This is a genomic window from Leisingera caerulea DSM 24564 (assembly GCF_000473325.1).
GTDB lineage: Bacteria > Pseudomonadota > Alphaproteobacteria > Rhodobacterales > Rhodobacteraceae > Leisingera > Leisingera caerulea.
Map to the genome: position 1 here is coordinate 2,687,214 of NZ_KI421513.1, position 23,959 is coordinate 2,711,172.

Sequence of the window (23,959 nt, forward strand, 5' to 3'; positions counted from 1 at the left end):
CATGGCGCGGCCGAAAACTCTGATCTGGATCAAGGGGCGGATCGCTTTCCCCTTGAAAAGCCGGTGAAAAATTGCATGTCCGCCATGCGTTTCGGGAATGTCTAAATATGCATGACACCTGTAACATTCCCGGGCTTCGCGCTGATGGCAGCTGGGACCTGCCGGAGCGGCTGAACATGGCCGCGCAATGCCTGTCGCATCCGGCTGAAAAGACCGCCCTGATTGATATGACCGGTCCGGCGCGGCGGGACATTTCTTACGGCGGGCTTGCGGAGATGACCGACGGGCTGGCCCGCTACCTGCTGCAGCGTATCCAGCCGGGCGACCGGGTCGGGGTGCTGCTCAGCCAGTCGCCCTGGTGCGCCGCGGCGCATCTGGCGATCTGGAAGGCAGGCGGCATCTCGGTGCCCTTGTTCAAGCTGTTCAAGCGCGACGCGCTGGCGTCACGCGCCGGCGACGCGGGTGTGCGCTTCGTCTTCACCGACGCCGAGGGCGCCGGCCTGCTAGGCGATCTGGCCGAAGCGGTGATGACGGACAGCGCCGGGCTGGAGGGGGCACCGGTCCCCTTCGCCGATACCGCGCCGGATACGCCTGCCGTTCTGATCTACACCTCCGGTACCACCGGCAGCCCCAAGGGCGCGTTGCACGGCCACCGCGTGCTGACCGGCCATCTGCCGGGCGTTGCGATCAGCCACGACCACCTTGGCCAGCCCGGCGATGTCCTCTGGACGCCGGCCGACTGGGCCTGGATCGGCGGGCTGTTCGACGTGCTGATGCCGGGCCTGGCGCTGGGCGTGCCGGTGGTTGCCGCGCGACTGGACAAGTTCTCGCCTGAAGCCTGCGCCGGTCTGATCGCCAAGGCAGGCGTGCGCAATATCTTCTTCCCCCCAACGGCGCTGCGGATGCTGAAGGCAGCAGGGCAGGGGCTCAACGGCCTGCGCTCTGTTGCCAGCGGCGGAGAGCCCCTGGGCGCAGAGATGCTCGCCTGGGGCCGGCGCCGGCTGGGCATGACCATCAACGAATTCTACGGCCAGACCGAATGCAACATGGTTGCCTCCTCCTGCGCGGCAGATTTCGATCCGCGGCCGGGCTGCATCGGCAAGGCTGTGCCGGGGCATGAACTGGCAGTGATCGACGAAGCGGGCAACCCTACCGAAGGCGAAGGCGACGTCGCGATCCGCCGCGGTTCTGCCTCAATGCTGCTGGAATACTGGAACCGGCCCGAAGAGACCGCCGCCAAGTTCCGCGGCGAGTGGCTGGTCACTGGCGACCGCGGCATCTGGGACGGCGATTACCTGCGCTTTGTCGGCCGCGAGGATGATGTGATCACCTCCGGCGGCTACCGAATTGGCCCGGCGGAGATCGAGGATTGCCTGCTGACTCACCCAAGCGTCGCGACGGTGGGTGTGGTCGGCAAGCCCGACAACCTGCGCACCGAGATCGTCAAAGCTTATGTGGTGCTGAAACCCGGTGCCGCGGCCTCCGAGAAGGAGCTGCAGGACTACGTCAAGGACCGCCTCGCGCATTATTCCTATCCGCGCGAGGTGGCGTTCCTGGACGCGCTGCCGATGACCGTGACCGGCAAGGTGATCCGCAAGGAGCTGAAGGCGCGGGCTGCGGGGGAGGTGAACTGATGAAACAGCCAGCTCCTTTCGCAATTGCAGCCAGTGTCTTTGCTTTGGGCATGGTGTCACCACCTGCAGCGACAGGTGATGAGCACTCCCATTTTGATACACCTGGTTTTCTATCCGCGTGCACGGTGTTTGTCCCGGATGTTGCCTTTGCGGTGCCGATGGACACTCAATGCGTCTCGCAGGCAGTCCGCATGTGCAACTTGAGCCGCGAAATGAAGGCTTTGCAGCATTGTGCTGACCTTGCCGCGGCTTGGATGGAGGCGGATGGGGCAAGCATCGTCAGTCAAATGCCCGGTTTTGATGAGAGTGTTCTTGATGACAATTGGCACGAAGGTTTGTCTTTGCCTGCTTTGGCCGACGCGCCGGATTGCACCAAGGTCTTTGACCCCAATCTGCCACCCGAAACAGCGTGCCGCTATTCCGAAGCACTTTCAGAATGGCTTAAGCTGAGAATTTTGCTGCGCAGTGAAGTTGTGGCCGGGGATGCAAGCCAATGACCTACGGTGTTGCACACCCGGCGTACGCTGCGCCAACCGGAAATATAGATCTCAACCCTATAACGGGAGAGTGGACATGAAACTCACATCCAAGGCGATGCCCTCTTCGGAAGGCTTCAAGCAGAACCGCGAGGCGCATCTGGACGCCCTCGCGCAGATCAGCGAAGCGGCCGAGGCCGCGCGCATGGGCGGCGGCGAGAAATCCCGCGCCCGCCACGAGAGCCGCGGCAAGATGCTGCCGCGCCGCCGGGTGGCGAACCTCCTCGATCCCGGCTCCCCGTTTCTGGAAATCGGCGCCACAGCGGCGCACGGCATGTATGACGGTGCGGCACCTGCGGCAGGTGTGATCGCAGGCATCGGCCGGGTGCACGGCCAAGAGGTCATGGTGGTCTGCAACGACGCCACCGTGAAGGGCGGCACCTATTACCCGATGACGGTGAAGAAGCACCTGCGCGCGCAGGAGATCGCGGAGGAGAACCGTCTTCCCTGCATCTACCTTGTCGACTCGGGGGGCGCCAACCTGCCCAATCAGGACGAGGTATTCCCCGACCGCGACCACTTCGGGCGCATCTTCTACAACCAGGCCCGGATGTCGGCCAAGGGCATCCCGCAGATTGCCGTCGTCATGGGCTCCTGCACCGCAGGCGGTGCCTATGTGCCAGCGATGTCGGATGTGACCATCATCGTGAAGGAGCAGGGCACCATCTTCCTGGCGGGCCCGCCGTTGGTGAAGGCCGCGACGGGCGAGGTTGTCAGCGCCGAAGACCTGGGCGGCGGCGATGTGCACACGCGCCTGTCCGGCGTGGCCGATTACCTGGCCGAGGATGATGCCCACGCGCTGGCGCTCGCGCGGCGCTCGGTGCAGTCGCTGAACATCACCAAGCCGCTGACGGTGAATTGGGCCAGCCCGGAAGAGCCTGCCTACGACCCCGAGGAAATCCTGGGCGTGGTGCCCGGCGACCTGCGCACGCCCTACGACATTCGCGAGGTAATCGCGCGGCTGGTCGACGGCTCCCGCTTTGACGAATTCAAGCCGCGCTTCGGCGAAACGCTTGTCACTGGCTTTGCCCACCTCAAGGGCTGCCCGATCGGCATTGTCGCCAACAACGGTGTGCTGTTCTCCGAAGCCGCACAGAAGGGCGCGCATTTCGTCGAGCTGTGCAGCCAGCGCAAGATCCCGCTGGTGTTCCTGCAGAACATCACCGGCTTCATGGTCGGCCGCAAATACGAAAACGAGGGCATCGCCCGCCACGGCGCCAAGATGGTGACCGCTGTTGCCACCACCAACGTCCCCAAGATCACCATGCTGGTCGGCGGGTCCTTCGGGGCCGGCAATTACGGCATGTCGGGCCGCGCCTACCAGCCGCGGTTCCTGTGGACCTGGCCGAACTCCCGCATCTCGGTGATGGGCGGCGAGCAGGCGGCGGGCGTGCTGGCGACTGTGAAACGCGATGCCATCGAACGCCAGGGCGGCAGCTGGAGCGCCGAGGAAGAAGCCGACTTCAAGCGCCCCACCATCGAGATGTTCGAGGAGCAGAGCCACCCGCTCTATGCCTCGGCGCGCCTTTGGGATGACGGCATCATCGACCCGCGCAAATCCCGCGACGTGCTGGCACTTTCGCTCAGCGCGGCGCTGAACGCCCCGATTGAAGATACACGCTTCGGCGTCTTCCGGATGTAAATTCCGCGCTTCATCTGGCCAGAAATATCCCCGGGGGTCCGGGGGCAGGCAGCCCCCGGTCCAGAGATCCAGACAAAGGACCAACCCCATGTTTGACAAGATCCTGATTGCCAACCGCGGCGAAATCGCCTGCCGTGTGATGGAAACTGCCCGCGCCATGGGCGTGCGCACGGTGGCGGTCTATTCCGACGCCGACGCCGCCGCAAAACATGTGCAAATGGCGGACGAGGCGGTGCATATCGGCGGCCCGGCCCCGGCGGACAGCTACCTGAAAGGGGATGAAATCATCCGCGTGGCGCAGGAAACCGGCGCCCAGGCGATCCATCCGGGCTACGGCTTCCTGTCGGAAAACCCCAAGTTCGTCGAGGCGGTGGAGGCCGCGGGCCTTGTCTTCATCGGGCCGTCGGCGGATGCGATCCGCAAGATGGGCCTCAAGGACGCCGCCAAGGCGCTGATGGAAGAGGCCGGCGTGCCGGTGGTGCCGGGATATCACGGCAGCAACCAGGACCCGGAGTTCCTGGCCGCCGAGGCTGAGAAGATCGGCTACCCGGTGCTGATCAAGGCGGTGGCCGGCGGCGGCGGCAAGGGGATGCGGCTGGTTGAGAAACCGGAAGACTTTGCAGATGGACTGCAAAGCGCGCAGGGCGAGGCAACCACGGCCTTTGGCAATCCCGACGTTCTGATCGAGAAATACATCCAGCAGCCCCGCCATATCGAGGTGCAGGTCTTTGGCGACGGCGAAAAAGCGGTGCATCTGTTTGAGCGCGACTGCTCGTTGCAGCGGCGCCATCAGAAGGTCATCGAAGAGGCTCCCGCGCCCGGCATGACGCCGGAGATGCGTGAAGCGATGGGCCAGGCCGGCGTGCGCGCGGCCGAAGCCATCGGCTACAAGGGCGCTGGCACGGTGGAATTCATCGTCGACGGCTCCGACGGGCTGCGCCCCGACGGCTTTTGGTTCATGGAAATGAACACCCGCCTGCAGGTGGAGCATCCGGTGACCGAGCTGATCACCGGTGTCGATCTGGTGGACTGGCAGCTGCGCGTTGCTTCGGGCGAGAGCCTCCCTGCCAAGCAGGAGGACCTCACCATCACCGGCCATGCGTTTGAGGCGCGGCTTTATGCAGAAGACGTGCCAAAGGGCTTCCTTCCGGCGACAGGCACGCTCACGCATTTGTCTTTCCCGGCTGAGTGCCGCGCCGACAGCGGCGTCAGGGCAGGGGACACCATCAGCCCCTGGTACGACCCGATGATCTCCAAGGTGATCGTGCACGGCTCCACCCGCAAGGTGGCGCTGTCGCGGCTGGCGCGCGCGCTGGAGGATACTGAGGTCGGCGGCACGGTCACCAACCTGGCGTTCCTTGGCGCGCTGGCGGCGCACAAGGAGTTTGCCAACGGCGACGTGGACACCGGATTGATCGCCCGCGATCTGGACGCTCTGGTGGCCGCGCCGGAGGTGGAGCTGCGCCACAAGGCGGCGGCGGGCATGGTGGCGCTGGACCTGGCGGGGGCTGCGGCGCACACTGGCTTCAGCCTTTGGGCACCGCTGCACCGGGCTGTTACCCTGTCGCATGCGGGCGAAGAGTTCACCGCCGATGTGCAGGTGGACGGGCCTGACCGGCAGCTGTGGACCATTGGCGGCGAAACCGTCGTGGCGGAGCGCAGCCAGGGCCAATGGCGCATCGGCGAGCGCCGGATGCCAACCGTTTCGCAATCCGGAGCGCTGATCACCGTGCATGATGCCTACGGGCTGGAGTTCACCGTGGTGGACCCGCTGGACCGCGCAGCCGCAGCCGGTGGCGACATGAACGTGGTCGAGGCGCCGATGCCAGGCCTGGTCAAGGCGGTATTTGCCGAAGCGGGCCAGGCGGTGAAGGAGGGCGACCGGCTTGCCGTTCTGGAAGCCATGAAGATGGAGCACTCGCTGCTGGCCGCCCGCGATGGGGTTGTGGCCGAGGTTCTGGCCTCTGCCGGTGATCAGGTCGAGGCCGGCGCCGCGCTGGTGCGGCTGGAAGACGAGGATAGCTGATCCGGATCTGCAGGCGGTGTGAGTGCCGCCCTGGCAGCAGTTTGAGTATTTTTTGGAAAGATGAAGCCAGAGGGGCGTTCCATGAGCGAATTTGCCGAGATCTTCGAGGTGGGCCCGCGTGACGGGCTGCAGAACGAAAAGCGCGAAATCCCGGTGGCCGAGAAGGTGGCGCTGACCGACTGCCTGTCGCGCGCCGGGTTCAAGCGCATCGAGGTAGCGAGCTTTGTGTCGCCCAAATGGGTGCCGCAGATGGCGGGCTCTGGCGAGGTGCTGGCGGGCATCACCCGGGCCGAAGGGGTGCGGTATGCGGCGCTGACCCCCAACATGCGCGGGTTTGAGGATGCGGTGGCGGCAAGGGCGGATGAGATCGCCGTCTTTGCCTCGGCGTCCGAAGGCTTTTCCAAGGCCAACATCAACGCCACCATCGAGGAAAGCATCACCCGCTTTCTGCCCATTCTGGAGGCCGCAAAGAACATCGGCCTGCCGGTGCGGGGCTATGTCTCCTGCGTGACGGATTGCCCGTTTGACGGGCCGACCCCGCCGCAGAAGGTGGCGGAGGTGGCGCACCGGCTGTTCGACCTGGGTTGCTATGAGATCTCGCTGGGCGACACCATCGGGCAAGGCACGCCGGAAACGATCTCGGCGATGCTGCGGGCCGTGGTCCAGCAGGTCCCGGCCGGGCGGCTTGCCGGTCATTATCATGACACTGCGGGGCGGGCGCTGGACAATATCGAAGCCTCGCTGGAGCTTGGCGTGCGGGTGTTTGATGCCGCCGTGGGCGGCCTCGGCGGCTGCCCCTATGCGCCGGGGGCCGCGGGCAACGTGGCTACCGAAGCGGTGCACAAGCGCCTGACGGATTTGGGCTATGATACCGGGCTGGACGCGGATGTGCTGGCCGAAGCCGCCGCGATGGCCCGCGCCATGCGCGGCCTGCAGTAAGATTTCAGCGGAGAAGCAAGATGTTTGAAACGATCACCCTGGACACCGACGCCCGCGGCGTCTGCACCCTGACGCTGAACCGCCCGGACAAGCACAACGCGATGTCCGGCCAGATGCTGCAGGAGCTGACCCTGGCGGCCAAGCGGCTGGCGTCGGACGAAACCGTGCGCGTGGTGGTGCTGACCGGTGCGGGTAAGAGCTTTTGCGCGGGCGGCGACCTGGGCTGGATGCGCCAGCAGATGGATGCGGATGCCGAAACCCGCGGCCGCGAGGCGCGGGTGCTGGCAGAGATGCTGATGGCGCTCAACACCCTGCCCAAGCCGGTGATCGGCGCGCTGCAGGGCAATGCCTTTGGCGGCGGCGTCGGCATGGCCTCGGTCTGCGATGTGGCGATCGGCGCGGATCATCTGAAGATGGGCCTGACCGAAACCAAGCTGGGGCTGATTCCCGCCACCATCGGCCCCTATGTGATTGCCCGCATGGGCGAGGCCAAGGCGCGCCGCGTGTTCATGTCGGCGCGGCTGTTCGGCGCGGACGAGGCGGTGGAGCTTGGCCTGCTGGCCAAGGCAGTGCCGGCGGACCAGCTGGCTGAGGCAGTCGAGGCGGAGGTTTCCCCCTATCTGAACTGCGCGCCGGGGGCCGTGGCGGCCGCCAAGCAACTGGCCCGCGACCTTGGGCCAAGGCTGGATGATGCGGTGATCGACCACACGATTGAGGCGCTTGTGGAGCGCTGGGAAGGCGAGGAAGCCCGTGAGGGCATCAGCGCTTTCTTCGAGAAGCGCAAGCCAGGCTGGCAGGTCTGAAAAACCGGCATCTTCGACTCACTTTTGAAGGGCGGCTGCAACTTTCGTTGCGGCCGCTTTTCTTATGAAATCACTAAGAGATTACAGACATGTTGCGGCAGTGCTTTTTCCTTGTCACAAACCCCCGATGATTAACCTTGCCTTAGTTGACGCTGTAGGGGCGGAGGGGTAGACACGGTCCAAATCAACACGCCAATTGACGTCGCGCGGGAAACCGCCGGGGAAAGGAGCTGCTCTTGGAAGAGATGTTGAGGGAATACCTGCCGATCCTGGTCTTCCTGGCCGTCGCGGCAGGATTGGGGATTGTCCTCATCCTGGCAGCCGTTGTGCTGGCGGTCCGCAACCCGGACCCGGAGAAGGTCAGCGCCTATGAATGCGGTTTCAACGCTTTCGACGATGCCCGTATGAAATTCGATGTCCGGTTCTATCTGGTGTCGATTCTCTTCATTATTTTCGACTTGGAAATCGCTTTCCTGTTTCCCTGGGCCGTCGGTTTCAAGGACATCAGCGACACCGGCTTCTGGTCGATGATGGTGTTCCTGGGCGTGCTGACCATCGGATTCGCCTATGAGTGGAAGAAAGGGGCCCTGGAATGGCAGTGATGACCGGAGCCAACACCGCCGGTGTGGACAAGGAAGTTGTCACCCGGGCCCTGAATGCCGAGCTTCAGGACAAGGGCTTCCTGCTCACCTCAGCTGAGGACATCATCAACTGGGCGCGCACCGGCTCCTTGCACTGGATGACCTTCGGCCTCGCGTGCTGCGCGGTGGAGATGATGCACACCTCGATGCCGCGCTATGACGCTGAACGTTTCGGCATCGCGCCGCGCGCCTCTCCGCGCCAGTCCGACGTGATGATCGTTGCAGGCACCCTCACCAACAAGATGGCGCCGGCCCTGCGCAAGGTTTACGACCAGATGCCCGAGCCTCGTTATGTGATCTCGATGGGCTCCTGCGCCAATGGCGGCGGTTATTACCACTACAGCTATTCGGTTGTGCGCGGCTGCGACCGGGTTGTGCCGGTCGACGTCTATGTGCCCGGCTGCCCGCCGACCGCCGAGGCGCTGCTTTATGGCCTGATGCAGCTGCAGCGCAAGATCCGCCGCACCGGCACCCTGGTGCGCTAAGGAGGGCGGAACAGATATGACTGAAGCACTGAAAGAGCTTGGCGCCCAGATCGAAGCCAAACGCCCCGATTGCGTGGTGGCCTGGGACGTGTCCTTTGGCGAGCTGAACCTCGACGTCACGCCCTCGAACATCGCCGGCCTGGTGGAGTTCCTGAAATCGGACGCCAACTGCAAGTTTTCAACCCTGGTGGACATCACTGCGGTGGATTACCCGGCGCGGGCCAAGCGGTTCGATGTGGTCTACCACTTTCTGTCGATGTACCGGAACCAGCGCATCCGCCTGCGTGCCGCCGTGCGCGAGGATGAGATGGTGCCCTCGATCGTGAACGTGCACCCCTCGGCCAACTGGTTTGAGCGGGAAGTCTACGACATGTTCGGCATCCTGTTCTCCGGCCACCCGGACCTGCGCCGGATCCTGACCGACTACGGCTTCCGCGGCTACCCGCTGCGCAAGGATTTCCCGACCACCGGTTATACCGAAGTCCGCTATGACGACGCCCAGAAGCGCGTGGTGTATGAGCCGGTGAAGCTGGTGCAGGAGTACCGCCAGTTCGATTTCATGTCCCCGTGGGAAGGTGCTGAATACATCCTGCCCGGCGACGAGAAGGAGGGGGCGCAATGATGGACGGCTCCAAATTTGACGACGGCAGCGTCGACGCGCTGAGCGGCGAGCAGAAGATCCGCAACTTCAACATCAACTTCGGCCCGCAGCACCCTGCGGCACATGGCGTTTTGCGTCTGGTGCTCGAACTCGACGGCGAGATCGTCGAGCGCTGCGACCCGCACATCGGCCTGCTGCACCGCGGTACTGAGAAGCTGATGGAAAGCCGCACCTACCTGCAGAACCTGCCGTATTTCGACCGCCTCGACTATGTGGCGCCGATGAACCAGGAACATGCCTGGTGCCTGGCCATCGAAAAGCTGACCGGCACCGAAGTGCCGCGCCGCGGCCAGCTGATCCGGGTTCTGTACTCGGAAATCGGCCGGGTGCTGAACCACCTGCTCAATGTCACAACGCAGGCGATGGACGTCGGCGCGCTGACCCCGCCGCTGTGGGGTTTTGAAGAGCGCGAAAAGCTGATGATTTTCTATGAGCGGGCCTGCGGTGCGCGCCTGCACGCGGCTTACTTCCGCCCCGGCGGCGTGCATCAGGACCTGCCGGATGAGCTCTTGGACGATATCGACCTCTGGGCGATGGAATTCCCCAAGGTTCTGGACGACATCGACGGCCTCTTGACCGAAAACCGCATCTTCAAGCAGCGCAACTGCGACATCGGTGTGGTGACCGAGAAAGATATCCAGGAATACGGCTTCTCCGGCGTCATGGTGCGCGGTTCCGGCCTGGCTTGGGACCTGCGCCGCGCGCAGCCCTATGAATGCTATGACGAGTTCGAGTTCCAGGTGCCGATCGGCAAAAACGGGGACTGCTACGACCGCTATCTCTGCCGCATGGAAGAGATGCGCCAGTCGACTTCGATCATCCGCCAGGCGATTGCCAAGCTGCGTGAAGCCACCGGCGACGTGCTGGCCCGCGGCAAGCTGACCCCTCCCAAGCGGACCGATATGAAGACCTCGATGGAAAGCCTGATCCACCATTTCAAGCTGTACACCGAAGGTTTCCACGTCCCGGCCGGCGAGGTTTACGCTGCCGTCGAGGCGCCCAAGGGCGAGTTTGGCGTCTATCTGGTGGCGGACGGGTCCAACAAGCCCTACCGCTCCAAGATCCGCGCGCCGGGCTTCCTGCACCTGCAGGCGATGGACCACGTTGCCAAGGGCCACCAGCTGGCCGACGTCGCCGCCATCATCGGCACCATGGACGTTGTGTTCGGGGAGATTGACCGTTGAGGTTGGTTGGCGCGCTTCTTCTGTCAGTGCTTGGTTCAACTGCTTCCTCTCAGGAAGTGGAAGGTCAAGGTGATGCTGAGGGCGTAGCCCAGTATGTTGTGGAGGCGGCTACGTCACCGGAATTCCAAGAGTTTCATTGCCGCGGCTTGCTGGATCGAGCTGAGATGGAAGTGGCTCGCGTTTTGAACGACTTAGACTACAGTTTGGTGCTTTCCGCCCGCGGAAATGGCGGTGCCATTGGCAATGTCGAATGCCATCTCTCTTCGTCGAGAACGGTAACTAAAACCTATGAAGGTGTGAAAGACTGATGCTTCGCAGACTGCACCACGAACAACCCGACAGCTTTGCCTTCACCCCGGCCAACCAGGCCTGGGCGGAGGCGCAGATCACCAAATATCCTGAGGGCCGCCAAGCCTCGGCGGTCATTCCGCTGCTGTGGCGCGCGCAGGAGCAGGAAGGCTGGGTTTCCAAGCCCGCGATCGAAGCCATCGCCGACATGCTCGGCATGGCTTATATCCGGGTGCTGGAGGTTGCCTCCTTCTACTTCATGTTCCAGCTGCAACCGACCGGTTCCGTTGCCAATGTTCAGATCTGCGGCACCACATCCTGCATGATCTGCGGGGCAGAGGACCTGGTGGCGGTATGCAAGGAAAAGATTGCCGAGAAGCCGCACACCCTGTCGACGGACGGCAAGTTCACCTGGGAAGAGGTCGAGTGCCTGGGCGCCTGCACCAACGCCCCGATGGCGCAGATCGGCAAGGACTACTACGAGGACCTGACCGTCGAGAGCTTCACCAAGCTGCTGGACGATCTGGCCGCGGGCACGGACGTCACGCCCGGCCCGCAGAACGGCCGCTATGCGGCAGAACCGAAGTCGGGCCTCACCACACTGACTGACTTCGACAGCGGCAAGACGCAGTACAATGCCTCGGTGCAGCTGGCGGTGGACATCAAGGACGGCGTCAAGCGCATTCAGGGCGATGAGGTGCCGCTGCTGACCCCGTGGATCGGCAAAGACGGCACCGTTGCCGGCCGCGCCGCCGAGGGCCAGCCGCCCAAGGCGCCCGAAGCCCCGGTCCCCGCGGCCCGGCAATCGGAAGCGGTCAAGACCGCCCCGTCGAAAAAATCCGACGCGGCTGAGCCTGCCTCGCCCGAGGGGGCCGCAGCCAAGGCATCCGAGGAAAGCGAGCCGGAGCTTCTGAAGGAAGCCCGCGGCGGCCTGGCCGACGACCTCAAGATGCTGAAGGGCGTTGGCCCCAAGCTGGAGGCAAAGCTGAACGAGCTTGGCTTCTTCCACTTTGATCAGATCGCCGACTGGACCGAGGAGGAGATCGCCTGGGTCGATTCCCGTCTGCAGTTCCGGGGCCGGATCACCCGCGATGGCTGGGTCGAACAGGCGAAACGGCTGCAAGTGGGCGATGAGACCGAATTCGCCAGACGTGCCAAAGAAACGCACATCTACGGCGACGACGAATAATCACGCCGCGGCCCCTGCGGGCCGGGCTTGGGTGATAGGGAACAGATGACCAAGGAGCAGGACCAGGCCATTGCAGCAAAGGGCCGGCATATCGCGCTTGTGATTGCCGGGACCATCTCGCTGTGGATCGTCCTGTCGCTGTTCATCGGCCCCATGCTGGGGCTGCCGGGGCGCTTTGCGCTGCTGTTCGACTTCGCCGCGCTGGCGGGCATGATCTATGCCCTGGTCAACATATATCAACTCTGGCGCATGCGCCGGGACAGCCAAAGGTAGGCACACATGCTGAAGGATCAGGACCGGATCTTTACCAACCTTTACGGGATGCACGAGCGCACGCTGGCGGGCGCCAAGGCGCGCGGCCATTGGGATGGCACCGCGGGGCTGATCGAAAAGGGCCGCGACTGGATCATTCAGACCATGAAGGACAGCGGTCTGCGCGGCCGCGGCGGTGCGGGCTTCCCGACCGGCCTCAAGTGGTCCTTCATGCCCAAGGAAAGCGACGGCCGTCCGGCGTATCTGGTTGTGAACGCCGATGAATCGGAGCCCGGCACCTGCAAGGACCGCGAAATCATGCGCCACGATCCGCACACGCTGATCGAGGGCTGTCTGATCGCCTCTTTCGCGATGAACGCGCACACCTGCTACATCTACCTGCGCGGCGAATACATCCGCGAGCGCGAGGCGCTGCAGGCGGCGATTGACGAAGCCTACGGCCAGGGCCTGTTGGGCAAGAACGCGGCCGGGTCCGGCTGGGACTTCGACATCTTCCTGCACCATGGGGCAGGGGCCTATATCTGCGGCGAGGAAACCGCCCTGATTGAGAGCCTGGAAGGCAAGAAGGGCATGCCCCGGATGAAGCCGCCGTTCCCGGCTGGCGCGGGTCTTTACGGCTGCCCGACCACCGTGAACAACGTTGAATCCATCGCCGTCGTGCCGACCATCCTGCGCCGCGGCGCCGACTGGTTCGCGGGCTTCGGCCGCCAGAACAACGCGGGCACCAAGCTGTTTGCGATTTCCGGCCACGTCAACAACCCCTGTGTTGTCGAAGAAGCGATGTCGATCTCCTTTGAGGAGCTGATCGAGAAGCACTGCGGCGGCATCCGCGGCGGCTGGGACAACCTGCTGGCGGTGATCCCCGGCGGCTCCTCCGTCCCGTGCGTGCGCGGCGAGAACATGCGCGACGCGATCATGGACTTCGACTACCTGCGCGGCGAGTTGGGCTCCGGCCTCGGCACCGCCGCGGTGATCGTGATGGACAAGCAGACCGACATAATCAAGGCGATCTGGCGGCTGTCCAAGTTCTATAAGCACGAAAGCTGCGGCCAGTGCACGCCGTGCCGCGAAGGCACCGGCTGGATGATGCGCGTCATGGACCGCCTGGTGAAGGGCGAGGCTGAGCTGGAAGAGATCGACATGCTGTGGGACGTGACCAAGCAGGTCGAGGGCCACACCATTTGCGCCCTTGGCGATGCGGCGGCCTGGCCGATCCAGGGCCTGATCAAAAACTTCCGCGAGGAAATCGAAGACCGCATCAAGGCCCAGAAGGCGGGCCGCATGGGCGCGATGGCGGCGGAATAACTATTGATGGAAGCTTTCGCCGCATATTCCCACGCTCTGGCTGCGCTGGTGATCTTTACCCTGATCATCCTGGCACTGTCGCCGGTTTCGGCGCTGGCCAAGCAGAAGTCGGGCCTCGCTCCCGGGGCCACGCCAGATGAGGATTATGCGGACAAAGCCTACCGTCTGAACCGGGCCTATCTGAACGGCTGCGAGACGCTGCCGGCCTTCCTGACCGTGACGCTGGCGGCCATTCTGGCCGGTGCGGCGCCGTTCTGGGTGAACCTGCTGGCGTCGCTGGCGCTGGTGTCGCGGCTGATCATGATCGTTATCCATTTGCGCGGGTCCGGCAAACCGCATGGCGGGCTGCGGTCGGTTTTTTACGTGATTGGCTGGGCCTGCATGGCCGGCCTGGCACTTTTGACTTTGGTGGCAGTATTTTGAGCATTTTGAAAACATACCGGATGGCACTGCCGATGGCCTGCCTTGCAGCGGTAACGCTGGTCACGGCCTGCGGGACCTCCGTCAGCAACAGGGACCGGCTGCTGTACGACGGCGTGCCGTTCAAGGCCAAGACCAAGCCGGTCGACAAGAAGACAGACCCGGCCGCGTTCTACGTCGAAATCAAGGGCGCCGACCGCTCCGTCAAGGGCGCGCGTCAGGCGGCGCATCATGCCGGCACGAAATACTGCGTGGTCACTTATGGCTCTTCGAAAATCGCCTGGGCAACGGATCCCAGCGACGAGACAGCGCCGCTGACGCTGACCGATGGCCGCGCAACCTTCCAGGGAACCTGCACCCCGTGAGCGGATTTCCGGCATATCAGGGCCGAAAGGCCGGTCTGCTATTGAATAGCAGCGCCGCATGCCTGCGCATGGGGTCTTTCAAATTGAAGGAGTCCCCTGCCATGCGTGCATTGATCGCCGTTGTCCTGTCCACCTTTGTTGCCTTGCCTGCCGCGGCGCTGGCCAAGCCGTCGCTGCGCGACGTGCAGGAAATCGAAGACCCGCTGTTTGCCGTCGCCGTGGCCAAGGAAGTGTCCGACTACTGCGATGATATCTCCCCCCGCTACCTGAAAGGGCTGGGGGAGTTGCGCCGGCTCAAAGCGCGGGCAAACGCGCTGGGATACACGGACGCGGAAATCCGCGACTACATCGACTCTGATGCCGAAAAGGACCGGATGCGTGCCAAGGGAGAGAAGCTCCTGGCGCAGAACGGCGTGGATTACGGCAAACCGGAAACCTTCTGCGCCTATGGCCGCGCGGAAATCGAAAAGAACAGCGCGATCGGCGTGTTACTGAGGGCGAAATAGACCATGTCTGACCTCCGCAAGATCAACATTGACGGAACCGAGATCGAGGTGGATGGGGCGATGACCCTGATCCAGGCCTGTGAGGAGGCCGGTGTCGAGATCCCGCGCTTCTGCTATCACGAGCGGCTGTCCATTGCGGGCAACTGCCGCATGTGCCTGGTCGAAGTTGTGGGCGGCCCGCCGAAACCTGCCGCCTCCTGCGCGATGCAGGTCCGCGATCTGCGCCCCGGCCCCGAAGGCCAGGCGCCGCAGGTGAAGACCAACTCGCCGATGGTCAAGAAGGCCCGCGAAGGCGTGATGGAATTCATGCTGATCAACCACCCGCTGGATTGCCCGATCTGCGATCAGGGCGGCGAATGCGACCTGCAGGACCAGGCGATGGCCTATGGCGTGGATTTCTCCCGCTTCCGCGAGCCCAAGCGCGCGGTGGACGATCTGGATCTGGGGCCGCTGGTCGGCACCGCAATGACCCGCTGCATCTCCTGCACCCGCTGCGTGCGCTTCACGACTGAGGTCGCGGGCATCACCCAGATGGGCCAGACCGGGCGCGGCGAGGATGCGGAGATCACCTCCTACCTGAACGAAACCCTGCAATCGAACTTGCAGGGCAACATCATCGACCTGTGCCCGGTGGGCGCTCTGACGTCCAAGCCCTATGCCTTCACCGCACGGCCCTGGGAACTGACCAAGACCGAAACCATCGACGTGATGGACGCGCTGGGATCGAACATCCGCGTCGACACCAAGGGCCGCGAAGTGATGCGCATCCTGCCGCGCAACCACGACGGCGTGAACGAGGAGTGGATCAGCGACAAGACCCGCTTCGTCTGGGACGGCCTGCGCCGCCAGCGCCTCGACCGCCCCTATGTGCGCGTCGATGGCAAGCTGAAGCCTGCCACCTGGCCGGAAGCTCTGGCCGCTGCGGCGAACGCCATGAAGGGCAAGAAGGTTGCGGGCCTGATCGGCGACCTGGTCCCGGTTGAGGCGGCCTTTGCCCTGAAACAGCTTGTCGAGGGCTTGGGAGGCAAGGTGGAATGCCGCACCGACAACGCCCGACTGCCGATCGGCAACCGCGCAGGTTACGCCGGCACCGCCACGATTGAGGACATCGACAGCGCCAAGTTCATCCAGCTGATCGGCACCAACCCGCGCGACGAGGCGCCGGTGCTGAACGCCCGCATCCGCAAGGCATGGCTGAACGGCGCGCAAGTGGGCCTGGTCGGCCAGCCGGCAGACCTGACCTATGACTACACGCACGTGGGCACCGACCGTGCCGCGCTGGAAAGCCTGCTGAACAAGGACTACGGCGCCGTCACGGACGCGCCGTCCCTCGTGATCGTGGGGCAGGGTGCCCTGCGCGAGGCCGACGGCCTGGCGGTTCTGGCCGCCGCGCAGAAGCTGGCCGCAGACACCGGTTCCAAGCTGCTGGTGCTGCACACCGCCGCCTCCCGCGTGGGTGCAATGGACATCGGCGCTGTGACCGAAGGCGGCATGGCAGCGGCCATCGACGGGGCCGAGGTGATCTATAACCTCGGCGCCGATGAGGTCGAAATCGACGCAGGCGCCTTTGTGATCTATCAGGGCTCCCACGGCGACCGCGGCGCGCACCGCGCCGACGTGATCCTGCCGGGCGCCGCCTACACCGAGGAAAACGGCCTGTTCGTGAACACAGAAGGCCGTCCGCAGCTGGCGATGCGTGCGAGCTTTGCACCGGGTGAGGCCAAGGAAAACTGGGCTATTCTGCGTGCTCTCAGCGCCGAAGCGGATGCCAAGCTCGGCTATGACTCGCTGGCTCAGCTGCGCCAGGCCCTGGTGGCCGAGGTGCCGCATCTTGCCCGGATTGACGAAGTGGCCGAAAAGGACGGCGAGCCGCTGGAACAGGACAAGCTCGGTAAGGCTGACTTCCTGCCCGCGATCAAGGACTTCTACCTGACTAACCCGATTGCCCGCGCCTCAACGCTGATGGCAGAGCTGTCGGCAGGCGTGAAAGCCCGCGCAACCGGGAAGCTGGCCGCCGAATGATCCGTCTTGCCCTCATAACGCCTGTTCTGCTGGCCGCCTGTGCAATGGCGCCCGGCACTGAAGGCGTGCGGCCTGCCCCGGTGTATGAAGGGGTGGAAACCAGCCTGCTGGAGGGCGACCTGGTTCAGTTTCACGTCTCCATGCGCGGCGCGGCCGTGCAGGAAGATCTCGACAATTATGCGGAATGTGCCGCCGCGCAATACGCGCTGATCCGGGGTTATGGATTTGCGCGCCATGTGCGCACAACAATGAAACAGGCAGGGGGCAGCCGGACCGCTGATGCGGTCTATCTGATTTCGCCCTCTCTGCCGCGCGGCCTGCGCACCATCGACGCCGAAGTCGTGGTCGCGGATTGCGCGGCGAACGGAATACCCACGGTGTGAGGACCTATGGCTGATTTCTTTAACACTCCAGGCGGCATCGCTGTTCTGATCCTGGCGCAAGTGCTTGCAGTTGTTGCCTTTGTGATGATCTCGCTCCTGTTCCTCGTCTACGGGGACCGCAAGATCTGGGCCGCGGTCCAGATGCGCCGGGGCCCGAACGTGGTGGGCGTCTACGGCCTGCTGCAATCGGTGGCCGATGCGCTGAAATATGTGGTCAAGGAAGTGGTGATCCCGGCCGGCGCCGACCGCACCGTCTTTATCCTGGCGCCGATGACCTCCTTCGTGCTGGCGATGATCGCCTGGGCGGTGATCCCGTTCAACGACGGCTGGGTGCTCTCTGACATCAACGTCGCCATCCTCTATGTCTTCGCGGTGTCTTCGCTGGAAGTTTACGGCGTGATCATGGGCGGCTGGGCGTCGAACTCGAAATACCCGTTCCTGGGCTCGTTGCGCTCCGCGGCGCAGATGATCTCCTACGAGGTCTCCATCGGTCTGATCATCATCGGCGTGATCATCTCCACCGGTTCGATGAACTTTGGCGACATTGTACGTGCGCAGGACGGCGATCTGGGCCTTTTGAACTGGTATTGGATCCCGCATTTCCCGATGGTCTTCCTGTTCTTCATCTCGGCACTGGCAGAGACCAACCGGCCGCCGTTTGACCTGCCCGAAGCGGAATCGGAACTGGTTGCGGGCTACCAGGTGGAATACTCGGCCACGCCGTTCCTGCTGTTCATGGCCGGGGAATACATCGCCATCTTCCTGATGTGCGCGCTGACCACCCTGCTGTTCTTCGGCGGCTGGCTGTCCCCGATCCCGGGCCTGCCGGATGGCGTGCTGTGGATGGTCGGCAAAATGGCGTTCTTCTTCTTCCTCTTCGCGATGGTAAAGGCGATCACCCCGCGCTACCGCTACGACCAACTGATGCGCCTGGGCTGGAAAGTGTTCCTGCCGTTCTCGCTGGCCTGGGTGGTCTTCGTATCCTTTGCTGCAAAATTTGACTGGTTCTGGGGCATCTTCGCCCGCTGGACCGTGGGAGGCTGACCGATGGCAAACATCGACTACACCCGCGCCGCCAAATACTTCCTGCTGCAGGATTTCTGGGTCGGCTTCAAACTGGGGCTGAAGTATTTTTTCGCGCCCAAGGCCACCTTGAACTACCCGCACGAGAAGGGGCCGCTGTCGCCGCGCTTCCGCGGCGAGCACGCGCTGCGCCGCTACCCGAATGGAGAGGAGCGCTGCATTGCCTGCAAGCTGTGCGAGGCGATCTGCCCGGCGCAGGCGATCACCATCGACGCGGAACCGCGCGAGGACGGCAGCCGCCGCACCACGCGCTATGACATCGACATGACCAAATGCATCTACTGCGGCTTCTGTCAGGAAGCCTGCCCGGTGGACGCGATTGTCGAAGGCCCGAACTTCGAGTTCGCCACCGAGACCCGCGAGGAGCTGTTCTACGACAAGGAGAAACTCCTGGCCAACGGCGAGCGCTGGGAAGCCGAGATTGCCCGCAACCTGGAAATCGACGCACCGTACCGATGAAATTGCCAGGCAAAAGTTTTCTGAAAACTTTTGCCAAGACTTTTCAGAAAAGTCTTGGACCGGAGGAAAAGACGTGACCAAGCCGCCGCCCAATCCGTTTGAGGCCATGATGGAACAGATGCAGGCCCAGGCCCAGCAGATGGCCAAGGCGTTCAACCCGGCGCTGGAGAACTTCTCGCCCTCCGAGGCCTTCAAGGAGTTCGAGGCGCTGTGGCCCACCATGCCCAAAGAGGTCATGGAAATGATGTTCGGCAACACCGTCAACAAGGACGGGCTGGATGCCAAGACCCGGCTGCTGCTGACGCTGGCCGGGCTGACTTGCCAGGGCGCGCAGGCTGACTCGGCGGTGCGCCAGACCGTGCGCCATGCCTTGGAAGCCGGCGCCAAGAAACAAGAGATCGTGGAAACGATCGGACAGATGTCGGTTTTTGCCGGCATTCCGGCCATGAACCGGGCGCTGGATCTGGCGCAGACGGTCATGGACGACAACAAGGACGATGAGAAATGAGCGTTTTTGCCTTCTACCTCTTCGCCATCAGCGCCATCACCGGCGGGCTGTTCACCGTGATCAGCCGCCAGCCGGTGCATTCGGTGCTGTGGCTGATCCTGGCTTTCCTTTCCTCGGCCGGGCTGTTTGTGCTGCTGGGGGCGGAGTTCGTCGCCATGCTGCTGGTCATCGTCTATGTGGGCGCGGTCGCGGTGCTGTTCCTGTTTGTGGTGATGATGCTGGATGTGGATTTTGCCGAGTTGAAGGCGGAGATGGCCAAGTACATGCCGCTCGCCTTGCTGATCGGCCTGGTGATCCTGATGCAGTTCGTGATGGCCTTCGGCGTCTGGGAAACCGCGCACAAGGCGCCTGAGCTGCTGGCCAATCCGGTGCCTGCGGACCGCCACAACACCGAGGCGCTCGGCCTCATCATCTATGATCAATATTTCCTTCTGTTCCAGCTGGCGGGCCTGATCCTGCTGGTGGCGATGATCGGCGCGATCGTGCTGACCCTGCGCCACCGCACAGACGTAAAGCGCCAGGACGTGGTTGCGCAGATGATGCGCGACCCGGCTGCCGCGATGGAGCTCAAGGACGTGAAACCGGGGCAGGGGCTGTGATCCAATGATTGGACTTGAACATTATCTGACCGTCGCGGCGACGCTGTTCGTTATCGGCATTTTCGGGCTCTTCCTGAACCGCAAGAACGTGATCATCCTCCTGATGAGCATCGAACTGATGCTGTTGGCGGTGAACATCAACCTGGTCGCATTCTCCAGTTTCCTGGGCGATCTGGTGGGGCAGGTCTTTACCCTGTTCGTGCTGACCGTGGCTGCGGCTGAGGCCGCCATCGGCCTTGCGATCCTGGTCTGCTTCTTCCGCAACCGCGGCACCATCGCCGTCGAAGACGTCAACGTGATGAAGGGCTAAAGAAACATGGAAACCATCCTCCTCTTTGCCCCGCTGGTGGGGGCCGTGATCTGCGGCTTCGGCCACAAGATGATCGGCGAGAAAGCCGCCACTGTGACGGCTACGGCGCTCTTATTCCTGTCGGCGCTGCTCAGCTGGATCGTCTTCCTGTCCTTTGACGGGGTGACCCAGAACATCGAGATCTTCCGCTGGATCGAAAGCGGCTCGCTGTCGACCTCCTGGGCGATCCGGCTGGACCGGCTGACCGCGATCATGCTGATCGTGATCACCACGGTGTCCTCGCTCGTGCACCTTTACTCCTTCGGGTACATGGACCATGACCCGCAGTGGAAAGAGGGCGAGAGCTATAAGCCGCGCTTCTTTGCCTACCTGTCGTTCTTCACCTTCGCGATGCTGATGCTGGTGACCTCCGACAACCTGGTGCAGATGTTCTTCGGCTGGGAAGGCGTGGGCGTTGCCTCCTACCTGCTGATCGGCTTTTACTACCGCAAGCCTTCGGCGAATGCCGCGGCGATGAAGGCGTTTATCGTCAACCGGGTTGGCGACTTCGGCTTTGCGCTGGGGATCTTCGGTCTGTTCTTCCTGACAGACAGCATCAACCTGGCAGACATCTTTGCCGCGGCGCCGACGCTTGCGGAAACTCAAGTGTCCTTCCTGTGGACTGAATGGAACGCGGCAAACCTGATTGCCTTCCTGCTGTTTGTCGGTGCGATGGGCAAATCGGCGCAGCTCTTGCTGCACACCTGGCTGCCGGACGCGATGGAAGGCCCGACACCGGTGTCGGCGCTGATCCACGCCGCAACCATGGTGACCGCGGGCGTGTTCCTGGTCTGCCGCATGTCGCCGCTGATCGAGTTCGCGCCAGAGGCCGCGGCCTTCATCACCGTTCTTGGCGCTGCGACCGCGTTCTTCGCGGCAACCGTCGGGCTTGTGCAGAACGACATCAAGCGCGTGATCGCCTATTCGACCTGCTCGCAGCTGGGCTACATGTTCGTGGCCGCAGGCGTCGGCATGTATTCCGCCGCCATGTTCCACCTGTTCACCCACGCCTTCTTCAAGGCGATGCTGTTTCTGGGCGCCGGTTCGGTGATCCACGCGATGCATCACGAGCAGGACATGCGGAACTATGGCGCGCTGCGCAAAAAGATCCCCTATACCTTCTGGGCGATGATGATCGGCACGCTGGCGATTACCGGTGTGGGTGTCCCGCTCAGCGGCTGGGTTGGCTTTGCCGGTTTCGTGTCCAAGGACGCGATCATCGAAAGCGCCTATGCAGGCGGTTCTATGTTCGGCTTCTGGGCGCTGGTGATCGCGGCCTTCATGACCTCCTTCTACTCCTGGCGCCTGATCTTCATGACCTTTTACGGCGAGGCCCGCGGTGACAAGCACACCCACGACCACGCCCATGAAAGCCCCTGGACCATGCTGGTGCCGCTGGGCGTGCTGGCCGTTGGCTCGGTCACCGCAGGCATGATCTGGTACAGCAGCTTCTTCGGCCACGCCGATCAGGTCGGCAAGTTCTATGGCATCCCGGTGGCCGAAGCTTCTGCTGCCGCACATGGCGAAGAGGCAGGTCAAGGCGAGGAAGCCGCGCATGGCGAAGAGGCTGCACACGGCGAGGACGCCGGCCACGGCGAAGCCGCGGCAGCGGGCGAGCACCACTATGTGTTTGCCGGCCAGCCGGGCGAGGGTGCGCTGTACATCGCACCGGACAACCACATCCTGGAAGACGCGCATGCAGCGCCGAAATGGGTGAAACTGTCCCCGTTCATGGCGATGTTGGGCGGCTTGGTGCTGGCGCTGTGGTTCTACATCTGGAACCCGTCGCTGCCGAAACGCCTGGCTGAACAGCAGCGTCCGCTGTACTTGTTCCTGCTGAACAAGTGGTACTTTGACGAGATCTATAATGTGATCTTTGTGAAGCCCGCTCTGGCAATCGGACGCTTCTTCTGGAAGCGCGGCGACGGCGGCACCATCGACGGCTTCCTCAATGGCCTGGCCATGGGTGTCGTGCCCTTCTTTACCCGCCTCGCGGGCCGGGCACAGTCCGGTTACATCTTTACTTATGCCTTCTGGATGGTGCTGGGCATCGCAGCCCTGGTCACCTGGATGTCGATCGGCGGAGGAGCGCACTGATGGACAATCTCCTTTCTATTGTCACCTTCATTCCGGCGCTCGCGGCGGCCATCCTGGCCCTGTTCCTGCGCGGCGAGGATAAGGCGGCGCAGCGCAACGCCAAGTTTGTTGCGCTTTTTGCCACCACGATCACCTTCCTGGTGAGCCTTGGCATCTATTTCGAGTTCGATCCCGCCAATACCGGCTTCCAGTTTGTCGAGGACCGGGAGTGGATCTTTGGCCTCAAGTACAAGATGGGTGTAGACGGCATCTCGGTTCTGTTCGTGATGCTGACCACCTTCATCATGCCGCTGACCATCCTGGCCAGCTGGTCGGTCACGGACCGGGTGAAGGAATACATGGTGGCCTTCCTGCTGCTGGAGACGCTGATGCTGGGCGTCTTCATGGCGCTGGACCTGGTGCTGTTCTACCTGTTCTTCGAGGCGGGCCTCATTCCGATGTTCCTGATCATCGGCATCTGGGGCGGCAAGGAGCGGATCTACGCATCCTTCAAGTTCTTCCTCTATACCTTCTTCGGGTCGGTTCTGATGCTGGTGGCGATGGTGTTCATGTATGTGGATGCCGGCACCACCGATATTGAGACCCTGCTGACCCACAACTTCTCTGCGGCGTCGTTCGACGTGCTGGGCGTCCACATAGTGGGCGGCGCGCAGACGCTGATGTTCCTGGCGTTCTTTGCCTCCTTCGCGGTGAAGATGCCGATGTGGCCGGTGCACACCTGGCTGCCGGACGCACACGTGCAGGCGCCGACCGCGGGGTCCGTGGTGCTGGCGGCGATCCTCTTGAAGATGGGCGGCTACGGCTTCCTGCGCTTCAGCTTGCCGATGTTCCCGGTGGGCGCGGACGTGATGACCGATGTGGTCCTGTGGATGTCGGCCATCGCCGTCGTCTACACCTCGCTGGTGGCGATGGTGCAGGAAGACATGAAAAAGCTGATCGCCTATTCCTCGGTTGCGCATATGGGCTTTGTCACCATGGGCATCTTTGCCGCCAACCAGCAGGGCATCGACGGCGCCATCTTCCAGATGCTGTCGCACGGCTTCATCTCCGCCGCGCTCTTCCTTTGCGTCGGCGTGATTTATGACCGGATGCACACCCGCGACATCGACGCCTACGGCGGCCTGGTGATCCGGATGCCGGCCTATGCGCTGGTGTTCATGTTCTTCACCATGGGCAACGTCGGCCTGCCGGGCACCTCGGGCTTCATCGGTGAATTTCTGACCCTGATGGGCGCCTTCCAGAAAAACACCTGGGTGACCGCGGTGGCGGCAACCGGCGTGATCTTCTCGGCCGGCTACGCGCTGTGGCTCTACCGCCGCGTGGTGTTCGGCGACCTGATCAAGGGCAGCCTGATGGGCATCAAGGACATGTCCGCGCGCGAGCGCTTCGTCTTTGCGCCGCTGGTTGCCATGACACTGATCCTGGGCGTCTATCCGGCAGTGGTCACCGACGTTATCGGTCCCTCGACCGAGGCGCTGATTGCAAACTTCAACCAGTCTCTGGCAGCGGCCGACACCTCGGCAGCCACCCAGATTGCTTCGCATTAAGGGAGCATCAGGCAG

Annotated in this window: 26 protein-coding genes; all 26 read left to right on the plus strand. The window is 63.2% G+C overall.

The window, feature by feature from the left end; all coding sequences use genetic code 11:
- The first annotated feature begins 107 nt into the window (after nucleotides 1-107).
- On the plus strand, nucleotides 108-1,634 hold the full coding sequence (locus CAER_RS0120245; protein WP_027237083.1) for an AMP-binding protein: 1,527 nt from the start codon (nucleotides 108-110) through the stop codon (nucleotides 1,632-1,634).
- Nucleotides 1,634-2,131, plus strand: a complete 498-nt coding sequence (locus CAER_RS0120250) for a hypothetical protein (RefSeq protein WP_154667796.1) — start codon at nucleotides 1,634-1,636, stop codon at nucleotides 2,129-2,131. The genes CAER_RS0120245 and CAER_RS0120250 overlap by 1 nt, the downstream gene beginning before the upstream one ends.
- 76 nt (nucleotides 2,132-2,207) lie before the next feature.
- Complete coding sequence (locus CAER_RS0120255) at nucleotides 2,208-3,812, plus strand: carboxyl transferase domain-containing protein (RefSeq protein ID WP_027237085.1); 1,605 nt, start codon at nucleotides 2,208-2,210, stop codon at nucleotides 3,810-3,812.
- Nucleotides 3,813-3,900: 88 nt separating this feature from the next.
- Nucleotides 3,901-5,838: an acetyl/propionyl/methylcrotonyl-CoA carboxylase subunit alpha gene (locus tag CAER_RS0120260; RefSeq protein ID WP_027237086.1), complete on the plus strand. Its 1,938-nt coding sequence runs from the start codon at nucleotides 3,901-3,903 to the stop codon at nucleotides 5,836-5,838.
- A gap of 81 nt (nucleotides 5,839-5,919) precedes the next feature.
- Nucleotides 5,920-6,777 (plus strand): hydroxymethylglutaryl-CoA lyase, encoded by an 858-nt coding sequence (locus CAER_RS0120265; protein WP_027237087.1) that lies wholly within the window; start codon nucleotides 5,920-5,922, stop codon nucleotides 6,775-6,777.
- A 20-nt stretch (nucleotides 6,778-6,797) separates the two neighbouring features.
- Complete coding sequence (locus tag CAER_RS0120270; RefSeq protein ID WP_027237088.1) at nucleotides 6,798-7,580, plus strand: crotonase/enoyl-CoA hydratase family protein; 783 nt, start codon at nucleotides 6,798-6,800, stop codon at nucleotides 7,578-7,580.
- 236 nt (nucleotides 7,581-7,816) lie between these two features.
- The gene (locus CAER_RS0120275) at nucleotides 7,817-8,182 is read left to right on the plus strand and encodes an NADH-quinone oxidoreductase subunit A (protein ID WP_024090668.1); all 366 of its coding nucleotides are present in this window, start codon (nucleotides 7,817-7,819) and stop codon (nucleotides 8,180-8,182) included.
- A complete protein-coding gene (locus tag CAER_RS0120280) occupies nucleotides 8,173-8,706 on the plus strand; it encodes a NuoB/complex I 20 kDa subunit family protein (RefSeq protein ID WP_027237089.1) in 534 nt (177 codons plus the stop codon). Before CAER_RS0120275 ends, CAER_RS0120280 begins: the two co-directional genes overlap by 10 nt.
- Nucleotides 8,707-8,722: 16 nt before the next feature.
- Nucleotides 8,723-9,328: an NADH-quinone oxidoreductase subunit C gene (locus CAER_RS0120285; protein WP_027237090.1), complete on the plus strand. Its 606-nt coding sequence runs from the start codon at nucleotides 8,723-8,725 to the stop codon at nucleotides 9,326-9,328.
- A complete protein-coding gene (locus CAER_RS0120290) occupies nucleotides 9,328-10,551 on the plus strand; it encodes an NADH-quinone oxidoreductase subunit D (RefSeq protein WP_209320211.1) in 1,224 nt (407 codons plus the stop codon). The genes CAER_RS0120285 and CAER_RS0120290 overlap by 1 nt, the downstream gene beginning before the upstream one ends.
- The gene (locus CAER_RS29795) at nucleotides 10,548-10,859 is read left to right on the plus strand and encodes a hypothetical protein (protein WP_154667797.1); all 312 of its coding nucleotides are present in this window, start codon (nucleotides 10,548-10,550) and stop codon (nucleotides 10,857-10,859) included. Before CAER_RS0120290 ends, CAER_RS29795 begins: the two co-directional genes overlap by 4 nt.
- Complete coding sequence (locus CAER_RS0120295) at nucleotides 10,859-12,028, plus strand: NADH-quinone oxidoreductase subunit E (protein WP_027237092.1); 1,170 nt, start codon at nucleotides 10,859-10,861, stop codon at nucleotides 12,026-12,028. The genes CAER_RS29795 and CAER_RS0120295 overlap by 1 nt, the downstream gene beginning before the upstream one ends.
- A 45-nt stretch (nucleotides 12,029-12,073) precedes the next feature.
- Nucleotides 12,074-12,301, plus strand: coding sequence for a DUF5337 domain-containing protein (locus CAER_RS0120300; RefSeq protein ID WP_027237093.1), 228 nt, complete (start codon nucleotides 12,074-12,076; stop codon nucleotides 12,299-12,301).
- 6 nt (nucleotides 12,302-12,307) lie between these two features.
- Nucleotides 12,308-13,606, plus strand: a complete 1,299-nt coding sequence (nuoF, locus tag CAER_RS0120305; protein ID WP_027237094.1) for an NADH-quinone oxidoreductase subunit NuoF — start codon at nucleotides 12,308-12,310, stop codon at nucleotides 13,604-13,606.
- A gap of 6 nt (nucleotides 13,607-13,612) precedes the next feature.
- Nucleotides 13,613-14,029: an MAPEG family protein gene (locus CAER_RS0120310; protein ID WP_027237095.1), complete on the plus strand. Its 417-nt coding sequence runs from the start codon at nucleotides 13,613-13,615 to the stop codon at nucleotides 14,027-14,029.
- A gap of 20 nt (nucleotides 14,030-14,049) precedes the next feature.
- The gene (locus CAER_RS0120315; protein ID WP_036797486.1) at nucleotides 14,050-14,391 is read left to right on the plus strand and encodes a hypothetical protein; all 342 of its coding nucleotides are present in this window, start codon (nucleotides 14,050-14,052) and stop codon (nucleotides 14,389-14,391) included.
- Nucleotides 14,392-14,492: 101 nt separating this feature from the next.
- Entirely contained in the window at nucleotides 14,493-14,897 is a 405-nt protein-coding gene (locus CAER_RS0120320; protein WP_027237097.1) for a DUF5333 domain-containing protein, read from the plus strand.
- Nucleotides 14,898-14,900: 3 nt separating this feature from the next.
- Nucleotides 14,901-16,919: an NADH-quinone oxidoreductase subunit NuoG gene (gene nuoG, locus CAER_RS0120325; protein WP_027237098.1), complete on the plus strand. Its 2,019-nt coding sequence runs from the start codon at nucleotides 14,901-14,903 to the stop codon at nucleotides 16,917-16,919.
- A complete protein-coding gene (locus CAER_RS0120330; RefSeq protein WP_027237099.1) occupies nucleotides 16,916-17,302 on the plus strand; it encodes a hypothetical protein in 387 nt (128 codons plus the stop codon). Before nuoG ends, CAER_RS0120330 begins: the two co-directional genes overlap by 4 nt.
- A gap of 6 nt (nucleotides 17,303-17,308) precedes the next feature.
- Nucleotides 17,309-18,346, plus strand: coding sequence for an NADH-quinone oxidoreductase subunit NuoH (gene nuoH / locus CAER_RS0120335; RefSeq protein WP_027237100.1), 1,038 nt, complete (start codon nucleotides 17,309-17,311; stop codon nucleotides 18,344-18,346).
- A gap of 3 nt (nucleotides 18,347-18,349) precedes the next feature.
- Nucleotides 18,350-18,844, plus strand: coding sequence for an NADH-quinone oxidoreductase subunit NuoI (gene nuoI, locus CAER_RS0120340; RefSeq protein WP_027237101.1), 495 nt, complete (start codon nucleotides 18,350-18,352; stop codon nucleotides 18,842-18,844).
- A 106-nt stretch (nucleotides 18,845-18,950) separates the two neighbouring features.
- Nucleotides 18,951-19,352 carry a carboxymuconolactone decarboxylase family protein gene (locus tag CAER_RS0120345; RefSeq protein ID WP_036797832.1) on the plus strand — a complete coding sequence of 134 codons (402 nt, stop codon included), beginning with the start codon at nucleotides 18,951-18,953 and terminating at the stop codon, nucleotides 19,350-19,352.
- Nucleotides 19,349-19,951 carry an NADH-quinone oxidoreductase subunit J gene (locus tag CAER_RS0120350; RefSeq protein WP_027237103.1) on the plus strand — a complete coding sequence of 201 codons (603 nt, stop codon included), beginning with the start codon at nucleotides 19,349-19,351 and terminating at the stop codon, nucleotides 19,949-19,951. The genes CAER_RS0120345 and CAER_RS0120350 overlap by 4 nt, the downstream gene beginning before the upstream one ends.
- A gap of 4 nt (nucleotides 19,952-19,955) precedes the next feature.
- Nucleotides 19,956-20,261 carry an NADH-quinone oxidoreductase subunit NuoK gene (nuoK, locus tag CAER_RS0120355; RefSeq protein WP_008553673.1) on the plus strand — a complete coding sequence of 102 codons (306 nt, stop codon included), beginning with the start codon at nucleotides 19,956-19,958 and terminating at the stop codon, nucleotides 20,259-20,261.
- Between the two features lie 6 nt (nucleotides 20,262-20,267).
- Nucleotides 20,268-22,397, plus strand: coding sequence for an NADH-quinone oxidoreductase subunit L (nuoL, locus tag CAER_RS0120360; protein ID WP_027237104.1), 2,130 nt, complete (start codon nucleotides 20,268-20,270; stop codon nucleotides 22,395-22,397).
- The gene (locus CAER_RS0120365; RefSeq protein ID WP_027237105.1) at nucleotides 22,397-23,944 is read left to right on the plus strand and encodes an NADH-quinone oxidoreductase subunit M; all 1,548 of its coding nucleotides are present in this window, start codon (nucleotides 22,397-22,399) and stop codon (nucleotides 23,942-23,944) included. Before nuoL ends, CAER_RS0120365 begins: the two co-directional genes overlap by 1 nt.
- Nucleotides 23,945-23,959 lie beyond the last annotated feature (15 nt).

What these genes read in the sequence shown, in the direction of transcription:
- CAER_RS0120245 (WP_027237083.1), top strand. Translation starts at nt 108, where the DNA reads ATGCATGACACCTGTAACATTCCCGGGCTTCGCGCTGATGGCAGCTGG.
- CAER_RS0120250 (WP_154667796.1), top strand. Translation starts at nt 1,634, where the DNA reads ATGAAACAGCCAGCTCCTTTCGCAATTGCAGCCAGTGTCTTTGCTTTG.
- CAER_RS0120255 (WP_027237085.1), top strand. Translation starts at nt 2,208, where the DNA reads ATGAAACTCACATCCAAGGCGATGCCCTCTTCGGAAGGCTTCAAGCAG.
- CAER_RS0120260 (WP_027237086.1), top strand. Translation starts at nt 3,901, where the DNA reads ATGTTTGACAAGATCCTGATTGCCAACCGCGGCGAAATCGCCTGCCGT.
- CAER_RS0120265 (WP_027237087.1), top strand. Translation starts at nt 5,920, where the DNA reads ATGAGCGAATTTGCCGAGATCTTCGAGGTGGGCCCGCGTGACGGGCTG.
- CAER_RS0120270 (WP_027237088.1), top strand. Translation starts at nt 6,798, where the DNA reads ATGTTTGAAACGATCACCCTGGACACCGACGCCCGCGGCGTCTGCACC.
- CAER_RS0120280 (WP_027237089.1), top strand. Translation starts at nt 8,173, where the DNA reads ATGGCAGTGATGACCGGAGCCAACACCGCCGGTGTGGACAAGGAAGTT.
- CAER_RS0120285 (WP_027237090.1), top strand. Translation starts at nt 8,723, where the DNA reads ATGACTGAAGCACTGAAAGAGCTTGGCGCCCAGATCGAAGCCAAACGC.
- CAER_RS0120290 (WP_209320211.1), top strand. Translation starts at nt 9,328, where the DNA reads ATGGACGGCTCCAAATTTGACGACGGCAGCGTCGACGCGCTGAGCGGC.
- CAER_RS0120295 (WP_027237092.1), top strand. Translation starts at nt 10,859, where the DNA reads ATGCTTCGCAGACTGCACCACGAACAACCCGACAGCTTTGCCTTCACC.
- CAER_RS0120300 (WP_027237093.1), top strand. Translation starts at nt 12,074, where the DNA reads ATGACCAAGGAGCAGGACCAGGCCATTGCAGCAAAGGGCCGGCATATC.
- nuoF (WP_027237094.1), top strand. Translation starts at nt 12,308, where the DNA reads ATGCTGAAGGATCAGGACCGGATCTTTACCAACCTTTACGGGATGCAC.
- CAER_RS0120310 (WP_027237095.1), top strand. Translation starts at nt 13,613, where the DNA reads ATGGAAGCTTTCGCCGCATATTCCCACGCTCTGGCTGCGCTGGTGATC.
- CAER_RS0120315 (WP_036797486.1), top strand. Translation starts at nt 14,050, where the DNA reads ATGGCACTGCCGATGGCCTGCCTTGCAGCGGTAACGCTGGTCACGGCC.
- CAER_RS0120320 (WP_027237097.1), top strand. Translation starts at nt 14,493, where the DNA reads ATGCGTGCATTGATCGCCGTTGTCCTGTCCACCTTTGTTGCCTTGCCT.
- nuoG (WP_027237098.1), top strand. Translation starts at nt 14,901, where the DNA reads ATGTCTGACCTCCGCAAGATCAACATTGACGGAACCGAGATCGAGGTG.
- CAER_RS0120330 (WP_027237099.1), top strand. Translation starts at nt 16,916, where the DNA reads ATGATCCGTCTTGCCCTCATAACGCCTGTTCTGCTGGCCGCCTGTGCA.
- nuoH (WP_027237100.1), top strand. Translation starts at nt 17,309, where the DNA reads ATGGCTGATTTCTTTAACACTCCAGGCGGCATCGCTGTTCTGATCCTG.
- nuoI (WP_027237101.1), top strand. Translation starts at nt 18,350, where the DNA reads ATGGCAAACATCGACTACACCCGCGCCGCCAAATACTTCCTGCTGCAG.
- CAER_RS0120345 (WP_036797832.1), top strand. Translation starts at nt 18,951, where the DNA reads ATGATGGAACAGATGCAGGCCCAGGCCCAGCAGATGGCCAAGGCGTTC.
- CAER_RS0120350 (WP_027237103.1), top strand. Translation starts at nt 19,349, where the DNA reads ATGAGCGTTTTTGCCTTCTACCTCTTCGCCATCAGCGCCATCACCGGC.
- nuoK (WP_008553673.1), top strand. Translation starts at nt 19,956, where the DNA reads ATGATTGGACTTGAACATTATCTGACCGTCGCGGCGACGCTGTTCGTT.
- nuoL (WP_027237104.1), top strand. Translation starts at nt 20,268, where the DNA reads ATGGAAACCATCCTCCTCTTTGCCCCGCTGGTGGGGGCCGTGATCTGC.
- CAER_RS0120365 (WP_027237105.1), top strand. Translation starts at nt 22,397, where the DNA reads ATGGACAATCTCCTTTCTATTGTCACCTTCATTCCGGCGCTCGCGGCG.